Origin of the sequence: Staphylococcus sp. 8AQ, assembly GCF_902506595.1 — a bacterium.
Classification (GTDB): Bacteria; Bacillota; Bacilli; order Staphylococcales; family Staphylococcaceae; genus Staphylococcus; species Staphylococcus pasteuri.
Map to the genome: position 1 here is coordinate 2071191 of NZ_LR733871.1, position 20432 is coordinate 2091622.

Consider the following 20432-nt stretch of genomic DNA (forward strand, 5'->3'; position numbering starts at 1 on the left):
GTTTTTATAAATTTATCATCGAAAGGCTATAACACTATAGTTTCGATTGAGTATATTGAATTGATAATTTATGTAAATTTTTTCTAAAAATCAAAGGCAATACTATAGCTGGTATACATATACCGCTATTAATCGCTAATAAGAAATAATAAGGACCTAAATTAAACACTTTGAGTAAAATAAACATTAATCCCAAGCTCACAATTACACCGCATAAATAAATGATTGCTTGTGAATAAACAATGTTCATTGCATTTAATAACGTTTGATAAGTAAAGGCAATAATAGATAACATCACTATAGTTGCGGTTAAAAAAATAAATATCCATTCGATTTGATATGATTTACCTATCCAAATATTTATGACTAAATTCACCATCCATGTCATGAAAAACATACTTATCAAAATCATGCATATAATGATCATTAATTTTTTATGTATACGTTTAATATCTTGAAACTGTTGCGCTGTTAATTTAGCTATCATTAACGTCCAAAGTGGGGATAAAATAACCGTTGCCATAGTTAAAAATATTGAAAATAGTTTATACGTTAATTGGAATTCCACGGAATAAAAAGGACTGAAAAAATAGCCAATAAGTAGTGGCCCTGAATTTAATAAAGTTAATGAAGCTACGTCTAATAAAAAGAAACCTCCACCAAGTGACAATAACGGTTTAATTAAATCCTTCCTAAATCCACTCATGTCTAATTTGACTATCTTTCTATATTTCCTAAAATAAAATACTGTAAAAATCAAAGATACACTTACATTTATTGAAAAATAAATCACGCATAACGATACAACGCTGTGCAAACCAATCATGTTCATCGCTAATATTAATAAAGTACTAATGAATAAATTTAAAAATTGCATCAAATTAACAATATAAGATTGAAAATGAGCATGATAAATATAAGTTATGGTATTTAAATAAAATACAAATGGAAACATAAAGAATGTGATTAAAAACATTTGATTTACGTCTGATTTTGAATTTTTTATATGAAATAATGTTGCCCAATCCACCCATTGATTAACGATTAACCCTGCATAAAGTAATATAATTAAGGGAACAATCATCGCTACGTATGTCGTGTTGATGACTTCGTTTATACCATGTCGATCTTTCTTTTGAATAGCAATTGTTAATAGATTCCTTAAAGAATTAGAAATACCAAAATCCATAATATAAAACCATGTCATTGTAGATAATATAATTAACCAGATGCCATACAATTCATCATTGTTTAAGTATTGATTTGTCACTCGATAGAACAAGAAATTTGCACATAGTGATAATCCTGTAAATAATCCAATTAAAAGAACATTATTTTTATAGCTTTGATTCATGTTGTAATTCCATTCCTTCTTTTAAATAAATGCCCCATAATATATAACAAAAAATGCCAGCATTCGTTGAACTAAACATAATCATTTCTCCCATATTAACGAGTAACGTCGATATAAATAGTACGATAGTTAAACGAAATGGATGCTGTACAATGAACAACATAAACACGAGATAAATCAAATAACAAATTAATCCGAAAATACCTGTAAATATAATTAATGCAAAGAAAATATTCCCCGCTTCAAAGGTAAAGTTAAGTAAATCCAAACTTGTATTATTCACTGGTATACCAAATCCTCCACCAAATAAGGGGTATTTATCTAGTGCATCCATTAAATATTCAATTTGTATATATCGAGAATATAATGCTTGGTCACTTCGCTGTCCTTTAACTAAAAAGGCTTTAATGCGTTCCTGAATAAAAGGATTCATAAAAATGATTACTACAGTCATAACTACACTACCGAAAATCAACCATTTATAACGCTTATGCATATTCATCAATAAGAAATACAAGCAGACACAAACAACAAATGATAATACACCTGTACGTGAATTAGTTTTCACTAGTTCATAAGTGCCAATTGCTACTATAATAAGTTGGCATATAATAAATTGTCTTTGATAATTGATTGATACAAGTATAAGTGTCAAACCCATTAGCATAATGATTGCAAATAAATTTGGATGATTAAGTATACCTTGAAACGAATAACCATTAAGCAATTTCCCTATTGGTTGATTAATATAAAATGACGAACTTATAATCAACAACTCGATATATACGGCTAACCAAAATATCAATTTTTTAAAGTCTTTGATTTGTGAAATTAATAATACAATGATCATTAACGGTAAAAAATAATTGATTAATTTAAGAATTGCAACCAATGGAAAGGCTGATGTCAACAAACTCGTAATTGCATATATTGTCATTAATAAGCACGAACCAAACACAAATAATGACATTACTTTATTTGTCGCCCATTGTCTTGAAGATTGATATAAGAAATAGCTACCACAAATGAAAATCAAGACATATTTCATTATATTAATGAATAATTGACTACCTTCAAAATCAATACCAGGCGAAATAAAATAACGCATCATATAAAGAAATATAAGTTTAACGACACCTATCTCACCTTGTTTAATGAGCAGCAAAGAACAGCACATTGTAATCAATAATAAAGTTTGATTCTGTATGCTTAAGATAAATAAAATAATCGTTAATAAACACTCAATCCAAAACGAAATATTGATTTTAATACTTTTTTGCATTTACTTTCTCCACACCGTATCATTAATGATATCTTTATAACTTTGTATAATTTTTACTACCTTTTGAGAAACATGTATATCTTTATAGTCATTTGCCTCAATGATTGGAGATGCATTATCTTGCATCTTTTTAACGAGGGCAACCGACTGTATGATATTGTCAAAATGGATGCCACCTAATACAATCGTTCCTTTATCTACTACTTCCGGTCGCTCTGTAGAATTTCTTAGTAATACTGCTGGAAATTTAAGTATTGCAGATTCTTCAGATAAGGTACCACTATCTGATAACACAACATATGCATTTTTCTGTAAGGCATTATAGTCTATAAAACCAAATGGTCGTAAACGCCGTACTAAAGGATGGAAGTTCACTTGTTGTTCATCAATCATTTTCCAAGTTCTAGGATGTGTAGAATAAATAATAGGCAATTGATAGTGTTCAGCGATTTGATTAATCGCATCCATTAATGATTGAAAGTGGTCTTTGTGGTTAATATTTTCTTCTCTATGTGCAGAAACAACGATATATTGTTGTGTTTTTAAATTGAGTCGTTCTAACACATCACTCGCTTCTATTTTAGACAACTGCTCATGTAACACTTCTTTCATTGGTGAACCTGTAACAAAAATATGTTCTCGTTTAATCCCTTCATCTAATAAATAACGACGACTATGTTCTGTATAAGGTAAATTAATATCACTAATATGATCTACTATTTTACGGTTAATTTCTTCTGGAACATTTTGATCAAAACAACGATTGCCCGCTTCCATATGAAAAATAGGAATTTTCAATCGTTTGGCAGCAATAGCTGATAAACAACTATTTGTGTCACCAAGTATTAGCAATGCATCTGGTTTCTCTTTCTTTAATACGTCATAGGCCTTTTCTATAATATTTCCCATAGTTTGACCCAAATTATCACCAACTGAATCTAAATAATAATCTGGTTCTCTTAACGATAAATCTTCGAAAAACACTTGGTTTAAGGTATAGTCGTAGTTTTGTCCTGTATGCACTAATATGTGATTAAAGTAAGTATCACATGCTTTAATTGTTGCTGATAATCTTATAATTTCAGGTCTCGTACCTATAATCGTCATTAATTTCAACTTTTCCATATTTATACCTCCAAGAAATATGTATCTGGATGTTCAGCATCGAAGATCTCGTTAGCCCACATCAAAGTGACCATATCTTCTTCACCTAAATTTTCAATATTGTGTGTATAACCTACAGGTATATCTATGATTTCCAATTTATCCGAAGACACTACATATTCAATAATTTGTTTGCTATCAGGTAATCGAAAGCGAATGATACCTTTCCCAGCTACGACTAAAAATTTTTCATTTTTAGTATGATGCCAATGATTTCCTTTAACTATACCTGGCTTAGAAACATTAACAGAAATTTGTCCTCGATCTGACGTTTTAAATATTTCTGTAAATGAACCTCTGTCATCTTTATGCATATGCAATGGATAGCCGAATGCATTATCAGGTAAATAACTTAAATATGTACTATATAACGCCTTTTCAAAAGGATCTTCTAAATAAGGTAGTGATAATGTTTCTCTCATATCTTTGAATCGACGTATTAACCGTTCAATTTGACCTAACGTTTTACGATGTACATTGGATACAATTGTAAATTCTGCTTGCTTCGTTGGTTGGCCATTAATCGCTCTTATTAATTCACGAATAACATCATCAATATAATTCAATTTAAGTTCCTTTGTTCTATCCGTAATGTTGATAGGTTTATTTCGAGCAATGTTATAACAAAATGTCGCAATCACTGAGTTATAATTAGGCTTACACCACTTACCAAATAAATTTGGCAACCTGTATATAATAACTTCATTTCCATGGTCTTGTTTAAATTGTTGTAGTAACAATTCTGCTTGTAATTTACTTCTTCCATAATGATTATCTAATTCTGCTTGTATTGACGATGTAAATATAATCGATGGTCTCTTTTTATTTCTACTAATGATTTGTAACCAGTCTGAAAGTTGATTCACATTACATTTATTAAATATATCTTGTCTCTGTGTATCACTTATATCTTTTGTGGAATTAAAGCGATTCAAAGCAGCTAAATGAACGATAATATCAGCATTTAATAGATATTGTTCTACTAATTTGGAGTTAGTTTCACGAGATATTTCATAGACTTGATATTGCTTATAATTTCTCAATTCAATACAAAGGTTCCGTCCTATAAATCCTTTCGCACCAGTTACTACAATATTCATTCTTAATGTTCCTTCCCTGCAGTTGTTATTGAGTCTGATATACTTTTAATTCATTTCTTACATACTCTAAAGTTAATAATTTTTCTTTAATTTCTGCTACATTTAGTCTTTGTGTATTATTAGAATTATATTCATAAATCGTTTTGTCATGATGTTGTCCTTCATCAAAGTACTTATCATAATTTAGGTTACGTGCGTCTACAGGTATTCTGAAATATTCTCCTAAATCCTCGCAGCGTGCATATTCTTCTTTAGTTAACAAAGTTTCTGCCTCTTTTTCTCCATGCCTTGTACCTATAATTTGGATATCATTATTTGCCTCAAACAATTCTAATAAAGCTTGTGCTAAGTCTTGAATTGTACAACTAGGTGATTTTTGAACCATAATATCCCCATTTTCAGCATGTTTAAAAGCATAAATAACAAGTTCAACAGCTTCGTCCAAGCTCATTAAAAATCGAGTCATTAAGGGATTCGTAATTGGTAACGGCTCTCCTGCTTTAATTTTTTCAATAAATAAAGGAATAACGGAGCCACGTGAAGCCATGACGTTACCATATCTTGTTCCACATATAACAGTTGCTAACGGGTCTACCTTTCTCGATTGAGCGACAAATGTTTTCTCCATTAATGCTTTAGACATGCCCATAGCATTAATCGGATATGCCGCCTTATCTGTAGATAAACAAATAACCTTTTTTATTTTGTGATGTATAGCACTTTGTAACATATTGGCAGTACCTAAAATGTTTGTCTTCACCGCTTCTAATGGAAAGAATTCACATGAAGGAACTTGCTTTAATGATGCTGCATGAAAGACAAAATCAACGCCGCTCATAGCTAAATCAATACTGGATAAATCACGTACATCTCCAATATAGAATTTTAATTTTTCACTTTTGTATTGTTTTCTTAAATCATCTTGTTTCTTTTCATCTCTTGAAAATATTCTAATTTCTTTAATACCGGTGTTAAGCAACCTTTGAAGAACAGCGTTTCCAAAAGATCCAGTACCACCCGTGATTAGTATCACCTTATCTTTAAACATAATAAAAAATCTCCTATTTATAAGAATATTCTGACTAATAATCTTAAAATGACTTCCATCATTATCCATTCACAGATCCATAGATTCATTTGACTACGAAATAATAACATTTAGTATTTTGAATGTTATTATTCAGAAGTGATACACAACCATTTCTTTTATTAAAACCATTTTAAAAATCGTTTTATTGTTTCAGGTTTACATGGTCTATCTGAATATATCACTTCATTATTTACAATTGCTTTAGCATTTTGAATCATTTCTTCTATTTCATTACGATATGATGATAGCTTTCGCTCATTAAACAATCCATTTAATGCGAAGGGACGTTGCTCTATAGAATGTGCATCCGAAGCAATAAAGTGAGCTAGATGACAGTCAATTAAACGTATAGATAACCTTTGAATATTTTTACCAAATTGACCTAATAACGAATCTGCTGTCAATTGACTCAACGCACCATTGCAAATTAACTCGTATAAGATACATGGATTTTTAGCAATCATTTTATTCCTTTCAGGATGAGCTATGATAGGTATGTAACCTCTGGTTTGTAATTCAAAAAATAAACGTTTGGTAAAATGAGGAACTTCTCCAAAAGGAAATTCAATTAATAAATATCGAGATCTATTTAATCCTTGAATACTACCCTCTTCAATACCCTGTATAATTTCATCAGTTATTCTTATTTCCTGACCTGGATAAAACTCAATCCCTAATGATTTAATTTCAGGTAATTGTTTTAATTCCGCTAATTTAAGTGACGTTTGTTGAAAGCTATTTTGATATTTAGGATGTAAATGATGTGGCGTAGCGATGATGCAAGTAATTCCTTCTTGTTTTGCTTGTTTAAGCAATTGGATCATTGCTTCTTTTGATTGTGGGCCATCATCCATATTAACCAATATATGGTTATGAATATCAATCATGATTTGTCATCTCCGTAGTAAGCATAATATTTAGAGTTCTTCTCTTGAGGTGCTTTATTTAATACGATACCAATAATTTTTGAGCCACTTTTTTCAAGTAATTGTTTACCTTTCTTAACTTCTTCTTTATTATTTGATTCAACGTTAACGACATATACTGCATGTTGCGTATAGTTAGAAAATAATTGTGCATCTGTGACTACATTTACGGGTGGCGTATCAATAATGACAAAATTATATTTTTCCGAAATATGATCAAACATATTTTTAAACGATCTTGAGGTAATGAGTTCTGAAGGATTTGGTGGAATAGGTCCTGACGTAAGTACATCCAATCCTTCAATGTGAGTAGATTGAATCGCACTTTCATAATCTGACCATTTAAGTAATAAACTAGACAATCCTTCATTATTAGGCAACTTAAAAAGATAGTGCTGTGTCGGTTTACGCATATCACCGTCAATAAGTATCGTTTTATAACCAGCTTGGGCAAATGAAATTGCAAGATTAGCAGATGTGGTTGATTTACCAGACCCTGGTCCATCTGACGTAACTACAACACTCTTAATAGGATCATCCGCACTTGCAAATAAAATATTTGAGCGAATACCTCTAAATTTTTCACTAATAGGAGATTTCGGTTGTTCATTAACAATTAATTTGGGATATTTTCTTCTTACATTTGACATTGTACTTCCTCTTATACTTTAAATTTTTGTATGACACCTAAAACTGGTAACTGCAATTCATCTAAAACATCTTGTTCAGTTTTAATGCGTCTATCTAAAATATGTTTTAAATAAATGATAAGCAATGTTAAACCTAAAGCCGCAAGACCAGTAAGAAGCATATTATTAGTTATATTCGGTGCTACTTTATTCTCAGTATCGCTCGCTTTAGATAATACAGATACATTATCTACATCCATAATATCGGGCACTTCTTTAGCAAAAACTTTTGCAACTTTATTTGCTATCTTCGCCGATACCTTGGCATTTTCTGTCACTATAGAAACATTAATAATTTGAGAATTCGATTGATTCGTCACTTTTACAAATGAACTTAATTCCTTAACATCGTATTTATAGTCTAGTTCTTTTGAAACTCTCTCAAGTATCCTTGGACTTTTAATTATTTCTGCATATGTATTAACTGACTGCAAACTATTTTGCACATTATTTGGGTTTACGACATTGTTCTCAATTTGTTTCTGATTAACTAAGATCTGTGTCGAAGCCGCGTATTTCGGGGTTACGAATAATGATGTAAAAATTGCACTTAAAATCATAAAGATAACAGGGATGGTGATAAGTTTTTTAATATTTTTACGTAATACTTTGAAAATGCGACTTAAGTCTACCTTTCCTTCCATCATAGGCCTCCTCAATTAGACGTACTATCATTGCTGTGTTGAAGCGCTATTTCGACTATTTGTTCTATTTATAAAATTGTGCCAACGCTCACTATTATAAAATGAATTTTATAATAAATATATCGAATTTCATTATATCATGTTTTTTGAGCGATATATATTCAAAAAATGTATTATTAGGTCTCTTTTTTTCGAATAATTCGTATCATTTTCTCTAAGCCATAAAATATGTGAATCAATTTATACTCAGTTCTATCTTATATAAATAAAACACCTACTCGATACAACTTCGAGTAGGTGATCTCACTTAATTATGAAATTGTATATGTTTTTTCTCATAAAAATGGTTCACTGTATTGAGTAAAATACCTAAAATAATGATGCTTCCTGAAATAAACGTAATCGTCAAATAAGGTAAACCTATAGATAGTAAAATTGATCCTAATATAGCTCCAATAAAATTAGCAACGTTAAATATAGATGCAGCTAATGTACTCGCAAGTAATGGTGCTTCTTGAGCACTTAAAATAATTTTACTATTAAGCAATGGCGTTGTTCCAAATGTACCAAAACCAAATAAGAAGCAGATTAAAAATGCTAATATCGCATAATGCACGAATGTTACAAATAAAATGATTGTGATAAATAGTAATAAGAAAGTATAGAATAAATATTTAGTTAATGCATGTTCTGGTACACTTCCTGTGACTAAATTGCCTATTACCCCACCGAGACCAAATAAAAATAAACATATTGTTAAGCCGACGATTTTGAATGGTGCAAACTCATGTATCATTGGTTCCATAAATGTATATGTTGTAAATACACCTGAGTAACCAAAGACAATGATTGCTATAATGATTAAGATGTGAGGGTTTTTGAATACTGTTAATTCTTTAGAAATATTTACTTCTGAACTTAATGATACATGTGGCGTGAATTTCATCATGCCTAGCATTGTTATGACAGCTAACATAATCATAATGCCAAAAACAACTCTCCAATTTGCTAATCCACCTAAAAATGATCCAAATGGTACGCCTATCATTACTGCTATAGTCAATCCAGCTTGCACTAAGGCAATGGCTTGTGGTTTTTTAGCAGGTGGTGCAACTGCTGCTGCTACACTCATACAAACACCAAAGAAAGGTGCATGCATTGCCGCAGACAATACTCTAGATAATAATAATACATAAAAATTAGGTGCTAACATTCCTATTACATTACTAATAACAAATATCGCTACGAGAAGAGGTAATAGTCGATGTGCATGTACTTTCATAGTAGAAATTCGCATGAAAGGACCTATTACTGCAACACTAATGGCATAAACACTTACTAATAAGCCTGCACTTGAAATAGATACATGCATATCATTGGATATTTGAGTTAATAATCCTGTTACGACATACTCAGCCATTCCTACAGTAAATGTACCTAACATAAATATGAAAAACATCATTTTATTTTCTCTCATCACTGCTTCCCCTTTTAATCGTTTCGTTAAAAAATCAACATGCGTGATATATTACAAAAAAATTGGAGGTACGTGAAGAGGGAAATTGATATTTTTTTAAATACTCCAAGCGAGTTCTCATAAGCTTTCATTTTATTTTCATTATATTAAAATTAAGACAATTTTTAATTAAGCATTCTAAAGCATTATCTTTAAAAAATCATAATTCTTCTCTCTGAATTACTTTGCATTATAATGTATATTTTTTAAAATTGACGATTATGTGACACTAAGTAATTTTTACTACATACTAAATAAGCAGGATTATTCATTTAATATACAGTAATATGTATAAACGTTATAATATAAGAAAATATATTAGGAATTATTGTATAGGAGGTATAACATTGGGAAACCAACGTAAAGATCAAGACGAAAAAGTAATTGATCAAGAAGATAAGAAGTATAAGCAATCGTTTTGGGCAGATGTATTGAGCTTTATCCCCGAAATAATGAGTGGTATTGCCCGTGTTATTCGTTCTTTATTTTAAAAAAATTGAAGTTGATACCTTGAAATTTACTTATTTTTTACAAAAACTTAATTTTTTCACCATTTGTCTTTACAAATCGTTTAAATTATTATATACTAGTTTCTGTTATTGATTTGGAGGGATACTCAAGTCTGGCTTAAGAGGCCAATCATTTATGATTGGTAGGAGCTTTTAGCTCGCGTTGGTTCAAATCCTTCTCCCTCCGCTACTTATATTAAAGCAAGTTCTTCATTGAAGAACTTGCTTTTTTTATTACCTAATTAATTAACGAGGAGTATCGAATAAATCGATACTCCTTATTTGGTATATTTAAATTTATTTATGAGGATGGAATGTTTTTTGTGGTGTATAAATTGTAACACCATATTTATCTGCAATTCTTTGTGTTTCTTTATTAATTAATTGATTATATTCTTTTACTGAAACTTCACTCGCTTTAGGTAATCTACTTTCTAATTCTTGATATTGTTTTTCAGTCATACCTTTAGGAGCAATACCACCATATGGGCGTTCACCTTGTTTTGTTTGTTGTGTATGTTCTACTTTGTTAGTATCTTGCTTTTGAACTGAGCTTGCATCCGCCACACTAGATACTCCTGCCATAGCAATTGTTCCAGCCAATACAGATCCTGCTAACATTGTCATCTTTTTCATTGTTAAAATCTCCTTCCAAAGTGAATAATTAACTATATACTCATCATAACAATTTTTTAATTTTAAATCATTTATTTTTATAATTTTTACATAAATTTAACTTTTATATTTTACTATAGTCACTATTAATTTTTAAATATAAAAGAGCACCTAACAAATATATTAAATTTTGTTAGGCGCATTTTTAAACTTTTTTATTTAAATAATTCTTTTAACACTTTGAATAATGAACCGATTAATTGGAAGAAGTCTCCAGACATATCGCATTCTCCTTTCTTTATTTTCTATATAATTACTTATTTAAGCATGTGCCTTTTCCTCTGATGTTAGTTTTTCACTTTCTACTAAATCAGCTGCTAAGCCATGCCAGAATTGTTGTAATTCTTCTCTAGTTCTCACTGTATCAGAGCTATCTTGTCCGACAAAGTCAACGTGGTCCCAATCGTGTCTTGTTGGTGTTACTTGCCAAATGCCCTTTTGATTTTTATCTGTAGCATTTGTATATTTTTGATTAAATGGGTGTTGTGAAGAAATAACTGATACAAGGCCATCATTTTCACGCCATTCTTTTTCAGTTGCTTTACCAATTACGTTACCAGTTAAAGTAAACGGCAAGAACATATTTAAATCTGCTTTTTGTCTACCAAACAATCCTTTATGAGTTGCTTCACCTGTATATGTTTTATAGACAATGTTTGGATTTAATGATGTTTTACGGTTTAAATCTGTAGCACCATCTCTAGTTAAATCGTATAACCCGCTATCTTGTGATTTCCATAGTTTAGAATTTTTAACACGTTTGACATAGTCAATGTATGATTCGTTAGGTTTTTGTTTTAAGCCCCATTGAGATAGTCCGAAATCCACTCTTGAATCTTTATTACCAAATGCTTTACCTATATCATAAACCACTTGTCTTACAACCGCTTCATTTCCGATTAAATCAGATGCATGCGTACCATTGTGAGGTGTTCCTAATGTTGTAATTGAAGAAACCATATTATCATTATTACCTTTATACAATGGTGAAATTGTGCCACCATGTTTCTTCTGATAATCAATTTCTTCTTGATTACCATTTCTTAATAGTTCTTCAAGTTGTCGAATCGTTTGACCACCCATACTATGTCCTACTAAATGGACTTTTTGACCAGGTTGCCAATCTTTATAAACACCTTCGTACGTTTTACCATAACGGTCATGACCGTATTTTGCAGCGTGAGCAGCACCGTAGTCTACACGACCACCTTTAATATAGTAGTAAAGTTCTACTGCTCTATCATAGTTACTACCAAAAGCACTGATACTTGCTTCGTATGATTTATAACCATTTTCTTCTAAGTCTTGGCGAATATTCATTTTATCGCCACCCCAATAGTGTGAAAGTACTGCTGGGTTAATATCATCTGTAAAACCATTGAATCCATGTACTAGAATAATTGGATCATGGTTTTTATATTGATCTTGTTTAGCCTTCTTGTTTGTTTGATCTTTATTAGCAACAGTGGCATTATTTTTAGATTTATTGTTTAAGGTTGCTACTGAATTTGATTTTAAAGCTTTCAAACCATCTTTTTCTTCTTTATCTTTTTTACTTGGATTATCTTTTGATAGTGTAGTAGTACCATTTTCTAATTCATCTAAAGAAATAGCTTGTTTCTTTTGTTTTGTTGATTTAGAGGCATCTGTTTGATTTAATCCTTTATTATCTTTCGAAGCAGTTTGTTGAGCAGTTACTTTATTTTGTGGCTGTGTTGTTTTACCTACTCTACTGAATTCTGGATCCACTTGCTTCTCTTTATCTGCTTTGTTGTATTCCGGATCTACTTCTTTATCTTTGTCCGCCTTGTTGTATTCCGGATCTACTTGCTTCTCTTTGTCCGCCTTGTTGTATTCCGGATCTATTTGCTTCTCTTTGTCTGCTTTGTTATATTCCGGATCTACTTCTTTTTCTTTGTCTGCTTTGTTGTATTCCGGATCCACTTGCTTCTCTTTGTCTGCTTTGTTGTATTCCGAATCTACTTCTTTTTCTTTGTCTGCTTTGTTATATTCTGGGTCGACTTCTTTGTCTACACTTTGTTCATTTGTATTATTATTTTTTAACTCAACAGATGATTCATTATGTAAATTTGATTTTACTTCTTCATTTTTATTATTATTCTGTACTTCAACATTATCATTATTATTTTTTGATTCACTAGATTGATTTAATTGTTCATCTTTAACATCATTCCCATGTTGTTCCCCAATAGATTGTGCTTGTTTAGCTTCAGAATCTAGATTTCCCTGATCTTGATTTTCAGCTGCTTGTGCAGAACCGCCACCGATAAATAATAAGGCTGCAATTAAAATCGATGATGTTCCTACGCTAAATTTACGAATACTATATTTATTTTCTCTATTTTTCATATTCAGCACCTCTATTTTATTTTTAATTTTCAAATCAATTCTATGTTACTAGATAAATAAATTAATGATTGCACGTGGTAAAAATTCAAATAGTTTAGTAAACCAAGCTTTCATAATGACCATCCTTTCTCATTTAATAGTAAGCGCTTTCAAAAGTATTAAAATAAAAAATACTTTTTACATTAAAACCAACACTTACTTTAACTGGTTATTTATTAAAATGTTACGAATTTTTGTACAAAAAGTCAATCATCAATTCCAATTTTATATAATTTTTATTTTTTAACTAGATATACTTTATATATTAATAGTTAATCTTAAAATACAAACATTAAACGAGTTGGATAACAATTTTAGGGTAAAGTCGACTAAGAGGTGAAGGCATATGTCAGATATTAAAGTCATTGGCGCCAAACAAAATAATTTAAAGAATATTGATGTTACTATTCCTAAACATCAACTTACAGTTTTTACAGGGAGGTCTGGCTCCGGTAAGTCTTCTTTAGTATTTAATACACTAGCAGCTGAATCTGAGCGTTTACTCAATGAGACCTATTCAAGTTATATACAACATCAATTGAGTCAATTTTCAAAACCTGATGTTGATCAAATTCAAAACTTACCTGTTTCAATGATTATTAATCAAAAACGATTAGGAGGAAATTCTCGTTCCACAGTTGGGACGATTTCTGATATTTATGCATCAGTACGTTTATTATGGTCACGTATAGGAGAACCATTTGTAGGTTATTCTGATGTCTTTTCCTTTAACAATACAAAAGGTATGTGCGAAACTTGTTCAGGATTAGGTTATGTAGAGGATATTGATTTAAATGAATTAATTGATTTTGATAAGTCTTTAAATGAAGATGCTATCAATTTTCCATCTTTCCGACCTGATAGTTGGAGAGGGAAACGTTATTTATATACTGGATTGTTTGATAACGATAAAAAGTTAAAAGATTATACTAAGGAAGAATTAGATACATTTTTATATACTGAACCAACAAAACTTAAAAATCCTCCTTCTAATTGGCCCAGAACCGCAAAATTTGAAGGTTTAATTCATAGGTTCAGACGCTCATTTTTACTAAATGATAATTTTGAGAAAAAGAGATTTGCTAAAGATATAGAACGTGTTGTTCATAAACATGCATGCCCAGATTGTCATGGTAAACGTCTCAATGATAAAGTACTAAGTTGTAAAATTAATGGTATGAATATTGCTGATTTTACTGATTTACAAATTGATGATGCGTTAGACTTTTTACATAAGATTCATTCTACTAAAGCACAAGTAATTATCGAACCGTTAAAAAAACAGCTTGAATCACTTAGTTATGTAGGTCTCAATTATCTAACTTTATCTCGTGAAACCACGTCATTATCTGGTGGTGAATCGCAACGTATCAAACTTATTCGTCATCTCAACAGTCCATTGAGCGATTTAGTTTATATTATTGATGAACCAAGTGTTGGACTGCATCCTGAAGATATTCAACGAATTAATGATTTAATTCAATCTTTAAAAGACAAAGGAAATACAGTACTCGTCGTAGAACATGACCCTGATGTCATTAAAACTGCCGACCATGTTATCGATATTGGGCCATTAGCCGGTAAAGATGGCGGACAAATTACTTTTGAAGGTAGTTACCAAGACTTACTTAAATCTAGTACGAGTACTGGACAAGCGTTACATCGCTCTCATAATCTAAAAGAAAATATAAGAGTATCATCTGATATGTTAGATATTAAGGATATTTCTAAAAATAATTTACAACATATTACGACTCAATTACCTAAATATGCGATGACTGTTGTTACAGGCGTAGCTGGTTCTGGTAAAAGTTCTTTAATTACAACAGCATTTGAAAAAGATGAGCAAGCTATATTTATCGATCAAAAGCCTGCTCATGCTTCAAACCGTTCGAATCTACTAACTTATTTAAATATCTTTGATGATGTAAGAGCATTCTTTAGTAAGCAAACTGGCTTAAAGAAAAGTATGTTTAGTTATAATTCAGAAGGTGCATGCCCAGAGTGTCATGGTAAAGGAGTTATTAAAACTGAATTAGCATTTATGCCCGATTTTTCTCAAACATGTGAAATGTGCGGTGGTACAAGATATCGTCCCGAAGTGCTTGAAGCTAAAGTAAATGGCTATTCTATTGCAGATATTTTATCTTTAACAGTTCAAGAAGCTATTGAGAAATTTAAAGATGACAATCATATTGTGCAACCTTTACAAGCCCTAGCCAATACTGGATTGTATTATATGACACTTGGACAGTCCCTTGATACATTGTCTGGTGGTGAAATTCAACGTGTTAAATTAAGTAAATATTTAACAGAAACTGTACATGATGCGATATTTATTTTTGATGAGCCCACTACTGGACTTCATGAAGATGACCTGCCCATTTTAATTGAATGCTTTAACCATTTAATTGAAGAAGGTAATACCGTTATTTTAATTGAACATAATTTAACAATGATGACTCAAGCGGATTGGTTTATAGATATTGGCCCTTATGCTGGCGATAAAGGCGGACAATTACTATATAGCGGTGAGCCAAAAGGATTATTAGATATAGATCAATCCGTAACTGCCAAACATTTGAAAAGATATATTCAATCCTAGTTAGGATATCAATATCACAACCAGTACAATAGTGATATATACACCCTTGTACTAGGTTGTTATTGTTTTTAATAAGTAATTAGTATACAAACTTCAAACTTACTTATCTTTAAAAAAAGACTTTGTCAGTCATATTAATAATATATTCTTATTCATAATTTCTTATAGTCTCTTACTTTTATACTAAGTTAAAGTCTTATCCTCTATTTTTTACAAATTTTTAAATTTATAAATATTTGCTCATAAATGTTAAATTTTCCTCACTGTTTATCTCTATCCATGTTATGCTTAAATTGTTTGGAATTAAATGCATATTTATTTATAATAATTCATCAATATAGAATTTGGGTAGGAGGAGATTTTATGAAAGCAGAACAAATAAAAAAAGAAAAGCATACATCTTCACCTAAGAGAAAGTTCAAGTTGAAAATGCCTGCTGCCTTTGCAATTTTATTCATTTTAACCATTTTAGCTGTATTAGCAACTTGGATGATTCCAGCAGGTTCGTATTCAAAATTATCTTATGAAGATCACTCATTAAAGGTCGAAAATCCTCAAGGTAAAGTTGAAACACATAAAGCAACACAACAGGAATTAGACAAAATGGGTGTCAAAATTGATATTAATCAGTTCACTTCAGGTGCGATTAATAAGCCTGTTTCTATTCCAAATACTTATGAACGTTTAGATCAACATCCTGCTAAATTAACTGACATTACAAGTAGCATGGTTAACGGAACAATTGAAGCTGCTGATATTATGGTCTTTATACTTATACTAGGTGGTTTAATTGGTGTTGTTCAAGCGAGTGGTGCTTTTGAATCCGGACTTCTCGCGTTGACTCAAAAGACAAAAGGGAGAGAATTTCTTTTAATCTTCTTTGTTTCTATATTAATGGTACTTGGTGGAACACTATGTGGTATAGAAGAAGAAGCTGTAGCCTTCTACCCTATTCTTGTCCCTATATTNGAAATTCTCTCCCTTTTGTCTTTTGAGTCAACGCGAGAAGTCCGGATTCAAAAGCACCACTCGCTTGAACAACACCAATTAAACCACCTAGTATAAGTATAAAGACCATAATATCAGCAGCTTCAATGGTTCCGTTAACCATGCTACTTGTAATGTCAGTTAATTTAGCAGGATGTTGATCTAAACGTTCATAAGTATTTGGAATAGATACAGGCTTATTGATCGCGCCAGAGGTGAACTGATTAATATCAATTTTGACACCCATTTTATCTAATTCCTGTTGTGTTGCTTTATGCGTTTCAACTTTACCATGAGGATTCTCGACTTTTAGTGAGTGATCTTCATAAGATAATTTTGAATACGAACCTGCTGGAATCATCCAAGTTGCTAATACAGCTAGAATGGTTAAAATGAATAAAATTGCAAAAGCACCGGGCATTTTTAACTTAAACTTTTTCTTAGGTGAAGACGAATACTTATTTTTATTTATTTGTTCTACTCTCATAAAATATCTCCTTTACAAAAAGTATATAAATGTATTTTTGCGAATAAAAATACATTTAAGTGTAAGATAAATATATCATAATATTAATAAAATTTCGAAGGTATGTATTAATTTAGAGAAAAATAAGAGGATATATTTTTAAATATAATAAACATAATAATTTTTTCACGCTTAACATTCCTTTATTTTACCTTTGTATTGTAGTCTACTTATTGTTTTGGTAGTAATTTAATTCTAAATCTTTTGATATTTGTTGACGTATTTTTCTCATTAACGCAGTATCATTAATGAGTGATTTACCATAAGATGGAATCATTTTTTGGATTTTAGGCATCCATTCAGTTTCATATTCAGGGAAGTTTTTCTCAAGTACTTCTAGGGCTACAGATACTGAAGTTGATGCTCCTGGAGATTCTCCTAATAACGCTATTACTGAATGATCTTCAGAATTAACAACTTCTGTACCAAATTGAATAAATCCTTTACTAACCAATGTTATAATTTAGCTAACGAAAATGATGAACAATTGATGCATCAACCCCCTCACTATTGCGAGTAATGAGGGGGTTTTTATAATGTTAGTTTATAAAGTTTATTATCTTTTCTTATCATTATTCCCTTTTAAACAGGTGTGAGGTAATAAAAATTTTTTACGTGAGTTATGTGTTTTTTACATAGATATATTGATTACTAGAGCCGATGCTAAACTAATAGCATCGGCTGTTAATTTTATAAAATAATATTAACACTTTTAAAAGTTTATATAAATTGTTTTAAGTCTAAATTTAGAACTACTTTATAACATTAAAATAACAAAGGCTTACTTTGATACCTAATTAAGTGTTTAAAAGGGAGTATAGGGATTAAATTATATACCTAAGGATAGATAATATGAAAACTATTGGATGGGGTGTTGATTAATTGAATGTAACAAAATAAACTGTTGTTAATAACACTAAGAGTTTAAATATATTTAAAAAAGAAAAGAGATCGCATATATGCGACCTCTTTTTAATATCACTAAAAAATTGATTTGATTTTTAAAAAATAATATACACAATAATTGTTATAAATATAATGAATATAGGTTTTAATCTTAATATTCTATATTTGGTGCTTGATTTACATGTTTTTGGTAACGTTTGAGTGCACAAAAACCAATAGTACTAATAATTGTTACTATTAATAATTTTTTCACGCTTAACATTCCTTTATTTTACCTTTGTATTGTAGTCTATTTATTGTTTTGGTAGTAATTTAATTCTAAATCTTTTGATGTTTGTTGACGTATTTTTCTCATTAACGCAGTATCATTAATGAGTGATTTACCATAAGATGGAATCATTTTTTGGATTTTAGGCATCCATTCAGTTTCATATTCAGGGAAGTTTTTCTCAAGTACTTCTAGGGCTACAGATACTGAAGTTGATGCTCCTGGAGATTCTCCTAATAACGCTATTACTGAATGATCTTCAGAATTAACAACTTCTGTACCAAATTGAATAAATCCTTTACCATATTCAGGAGTATCTTTAATCACTTGTACGCGTTTACCTGCTGTATATAACTGCCAATCTTCATCACGTGCTTCTGGATAAAAAGTACGTAAATGATTCATACAACCTTCTTTAGTCATTAATATTTGATCAAATGAATATTTGATTAAAGGTAGATTTTTAGCAGCAGCAGATAATAATGTTGTAATATTATATGGTTTAACTGATTTAAATAAATCTAAATTTGAACCATTTTTTAAAAATTTAGGGCCGACACTAGCAAATGGACCAAATAGTAACGTACGTTCACCATCAATATAACGAGTATCTAAGTGAGGTACAGTCATAGGTGGTGTGCCAGGAGGTTCTTTACCATATACTTTGGCATCATGTTGAGCTATGATGTCTGGGTTAGTACAAATTAAAAATTGACCTGTAATAGGGAATCCACCTAAATGTTTACTTTCTGGAATTCCTGTTTTTTGTAATAGTGGAATTGCACCACCACCGGCGCCAATAAATACATAATCAGCAAGTTCAGTCTGAACATTATCACTGTTACGTTGACGCACTTTAACTTCCCATTTCCCATCTTTTCGATGATTAAAATCTATCACTTCGTGATTATATTGAACATTAGCATTAGGATGTTGTTCAATACTTTGAGCCATTTTGCGAGTAAGCTCACCAAAGTTAACATCAGTACCTTCATTAATTTTACTAGCAGCCATAATATCACTCGCGCTATGACCTTCCATCATTAAGGGAATCCATTTTCTCATTTCTTCAATATCTTCTGTATATTCAATATTGTCGAACATCGGAAAATCCTTCATAGCATGATAACGATCTTTTAAGAATTGAACGTTATTTTTACCTCTAACAAAGCTAATATGAGGTAATGGTTGAATAAATTCTTTAGGGTTTGAAATGCTATTATTTTTGACTAAATGACCCCAAAATTGTTTTGAAATCTCGAACTGTTCATTAATTTCTTTCGCCTTTTCTATATCAATTGATCCATCAGGTTGTTTTACTGTATAGTTCAATTCACATAAAGCAGCATGACCAGTTCCAGCATTATGACGCTCATTTGAACTTTCGATACCAGGTCGATCCAAACGTTCATATAGTTTTATATTCCAACTTGGTTCTAATTCTTTAAGCATAGAACTAAAAGTTGTGCTTAAAACACCAGCGCCAATAACAACAACTGTTTTTGACTCTTTTGTATTCATAATTGACTCCCTTCTTTTACGTACATGTTTTATTTTAATATAAATATTTCCAGTATAAAAATACTTATATTAAATATGACCTATTCTTTTATGGAATAGATCATTTTAATTTTAAAAATTTTTCTATTATCTTAATCAGCAACTCAGTAGAAATACATATAAAAATTGATAAATACTTTAACTATTTTTTGACTAATTGCAACCTGTTTTTACTTACAAACTACAACAATTATAACAATCTTAGAATGAGAAAATTACACA

The 20432-nt window shown here is 30.6% G+C and carries 15 protein-coding genes, 1 tRNA gene and 3 pseudogenes; 4 read left to right on the plus strand and 15 right to left on the minus strand.

Annotated elements, in window-relative coordinates; genetic code table 11:
• Positions 1–34: 34 nt before the first annotated feature.
• The 9 genes from GVY01_RS10215 to GVY01_RS10255 form a co-directional block, all read right to left on the minus strand.
• Positions 35–1354 (minus strand): hypothetical protein, encoded by a 1320-nt coding sequence (locus GVY01_RS10215; RefSeq protein ID WP_017637267.1) that lies wholly within the window; start codon positions 1352–1354, stop codon positions 35–37.
• On the minus strand, positions 1338–2636 hold the full coding sequence (locus GVY01_RS10220; protein ID WP_017637268.1) for an O-antigen ligase family protein: 1299 nt from the start codon (positions 2634–2636) through the stop codon (positions 1338–1340). The genes GVY01_RS10215 and GVY01_RS10220 overlap by 17 nt, the downstream gene beginning before the upstream one ends.
• On the minus strand, positions 2637–3761 hold the full coding sequence (wecB, locus tag GVY01_RS10225; protein WP_017637269.1) for a non-hydrolyzing UDP-N-acetylglucosamine 2-epimerase: 1125 nt from the start codon (positions 3759–3761) through the stop codon (positions 2637–2639).
• A gap of 2 nt (positions 3762–3763) precedes the next feature.
• Positions 3764–4900, minus strand: coding sequence for a polysaccharide biosynthesis C-terminal domain-containing protein (locus tag GVY01_RS10230; RefSeq protein WP_017637270.1), 1137 nt, complete (start codon positions 4898–4900; stop codon positions 3764–3766).
• A 25-nt stretch (positions 4901–4925) separates the two neighbouring features.
• A complete protein-coding gene (locus GVY01_RS10235) occupies positions 4926–5948 on the minus strand; it encodes an SDR family NAD(P)-dependent oxidoreductase (RefSeq protein ID WP_159333749.1) in 1023 nt (340 codons plus the stop codon).
• Between the two features lie 161 nt (positions 5949–6109).
• Complete coding sequence (locus tag GVY01_RS10240; RefSeq protein WP_017637272.1) at positions 6110–6877, minus strand: tyrosine-protein phosphatase; 768 nt, start codon at positions 6875–6877, stop codon at positions 6110–6112.
• Positions 6874–7566 carry a polysaccharide biosynthesis tyrosine autokinase gene (locus GVY01_RS10245; RefSeq protein WP_017637273.1) on the minus strand — a complete coding sequence of 231 codons (693 nt, stop codon included), beginning with the start codon at positions 7564–7566 and terminating at the stop codon, positions 6874–6876. The genes GVY01_RS10240 and GVY01_RS10245 overlap by 4 nt, the downstream gene beginning before the upstream one ends.
• Before the next feature lie 11 nt (positions 7567–7577).
• Positions 7578–8249, minus strand: coding sequence for a Wzz/FepE/Etk N-terminal domain-containing protein (locus GVY01_RS10250; protein WP_017637274.1), 672 nt, complete (start codon positions 8247–8249; stop codon positions 7578–7580).
• A 307-nt stretch (positions 8250–8556) separates the two neighbouring features.
• Positions 8557–9726 (minus strand): MFS transporter, encoded by a 1170-nt coding sequence (locus tag GVY01_RS10255; RefSeq protein ID WP_017637275.1) that lies wholly within the window; start codon positions 9724–9726, stop codon positions 8557–8559.
• Positions 9727–10112: 386 nt separating this feature from the next.
• Here GVY01_RS10255 and GVY01_RS12560 point away from each other — a divergent pair, with 386 nt between their 5' ends.
• Together GVY01_RS12560 and GVY01_RS10260 are read left to right on the plus strand one after the other, a co-directional pair.
• The gene (locus GVY01_RS12560; RefSeq protein ID WP_017637276.1) at positions 10113–10256 is read left to right on the plus strand and encodes a hypothetical protein; all 144 of its coding nucleotides are present in this window, start codon (positions 10113–10115) and stop codon (positions 10254–10256) included.
• A gap of 115 nt (positions 10257–10371) precedes the next feature.
• Positions 10372–10461: transfer RNA gene (locus tag GVY01_RS10260), tRNA-Ile, on the plus strand.
• Between the two features lie 110 nt (positions 10462–10571).
• Here GVY01_RS10260 and GVY01_RS10265 read toward each other — a convergent pair.
• A complete protein-coding gene (locus tag GVY01_RS10265; RefSeq protein WP_017637277.1) occupies positions 10572–10910 on the minus strand; it encodes a hypothetical protein in 339 nt (112 codons plus the stop codon).
• A gap of 300 nt (positions 10911–11210) precedes the next feature.
• On the minus strand, positions 11211–13319 hold the full coding sequence (lip, locus tag GVY01_RS10270) for a YSIRK-targeted triacylglycerol lipase (RefSeq protein ID WP_108017152.1): 2109 nt from the start codon (positions 13317–13319) through the stop codon (positions 11211–11213).
• A 385-nt stretch (positions 13320–13704) separates the two neighbouring features.
• On the opposite strand from lip, the gene GVY01_RS10275 reads away from it, so the two are divergent.
• Entirely contained in the window at positions 13705–15963 is a 2259-nt protein-coding gene (locus GVY01_RS10275) for an ATP-binding cassette domain-containing protein (protein WP_108017153.1), read from the plus strand.
• Positions 15964–16326: 363 nt separating this feature from the next.
• A pseudogene (locus tag GVY01_RS10280) lies at positions 16327–16931 on the plus strand (YfcC family protein); the annotation flags it as partial.
• 1 nt (position 16932) lies between these two features.
• Here GVY01_RS10280 and GVY01_RS10285 read toward each other — a convergent pair.
• From GVY01_RS10285 to lqo, 4 genes and pseudogenes are all read right to left on the minus strand, one after another.
• A pseudogene (locus GVY01_RS10285) lies at positions 16933–17437 on the minus strand (YfcC family protein); the annotation flags it as partial.
• A 205-nt stretch (positions 17438–17642) separates the two neighbouring features.
• Positions 17643–17921: pseudogene (locus GVY01_RS10290) on the minus strand (malate:quinone oxidoreductase); the annotation flags it as partial.
• A gap of 612 nt (positions 17922–18533) precedes the next feature.
• The gene (locus GVY01_RS12735; protein WP_071561274.1) at positions 18534–18644 is read right to left on the minus strand and encodes an SE2200 family small protein; all 111 of its coding nucleotides are present in this window, start codon (positions 18642–18644) and stop codon (positions 18534–18536) included.
• A gap of 27 nt (positions 18645–18671) precedes the next feature.
• Positions 18672–20171: an L-lactate dehydrogenase (quinone) gene (lqo, locus tag GVY01_RS10300; RefSeq protein WP_017636332.1), complete on the minus strand. Its 1500-nt coding sequence runs from the start codon at positions 20169–20171 to the stop codon at positions 18672–18674.
• Positions 20172–20432: the final 261 nt, after the last annotated feature.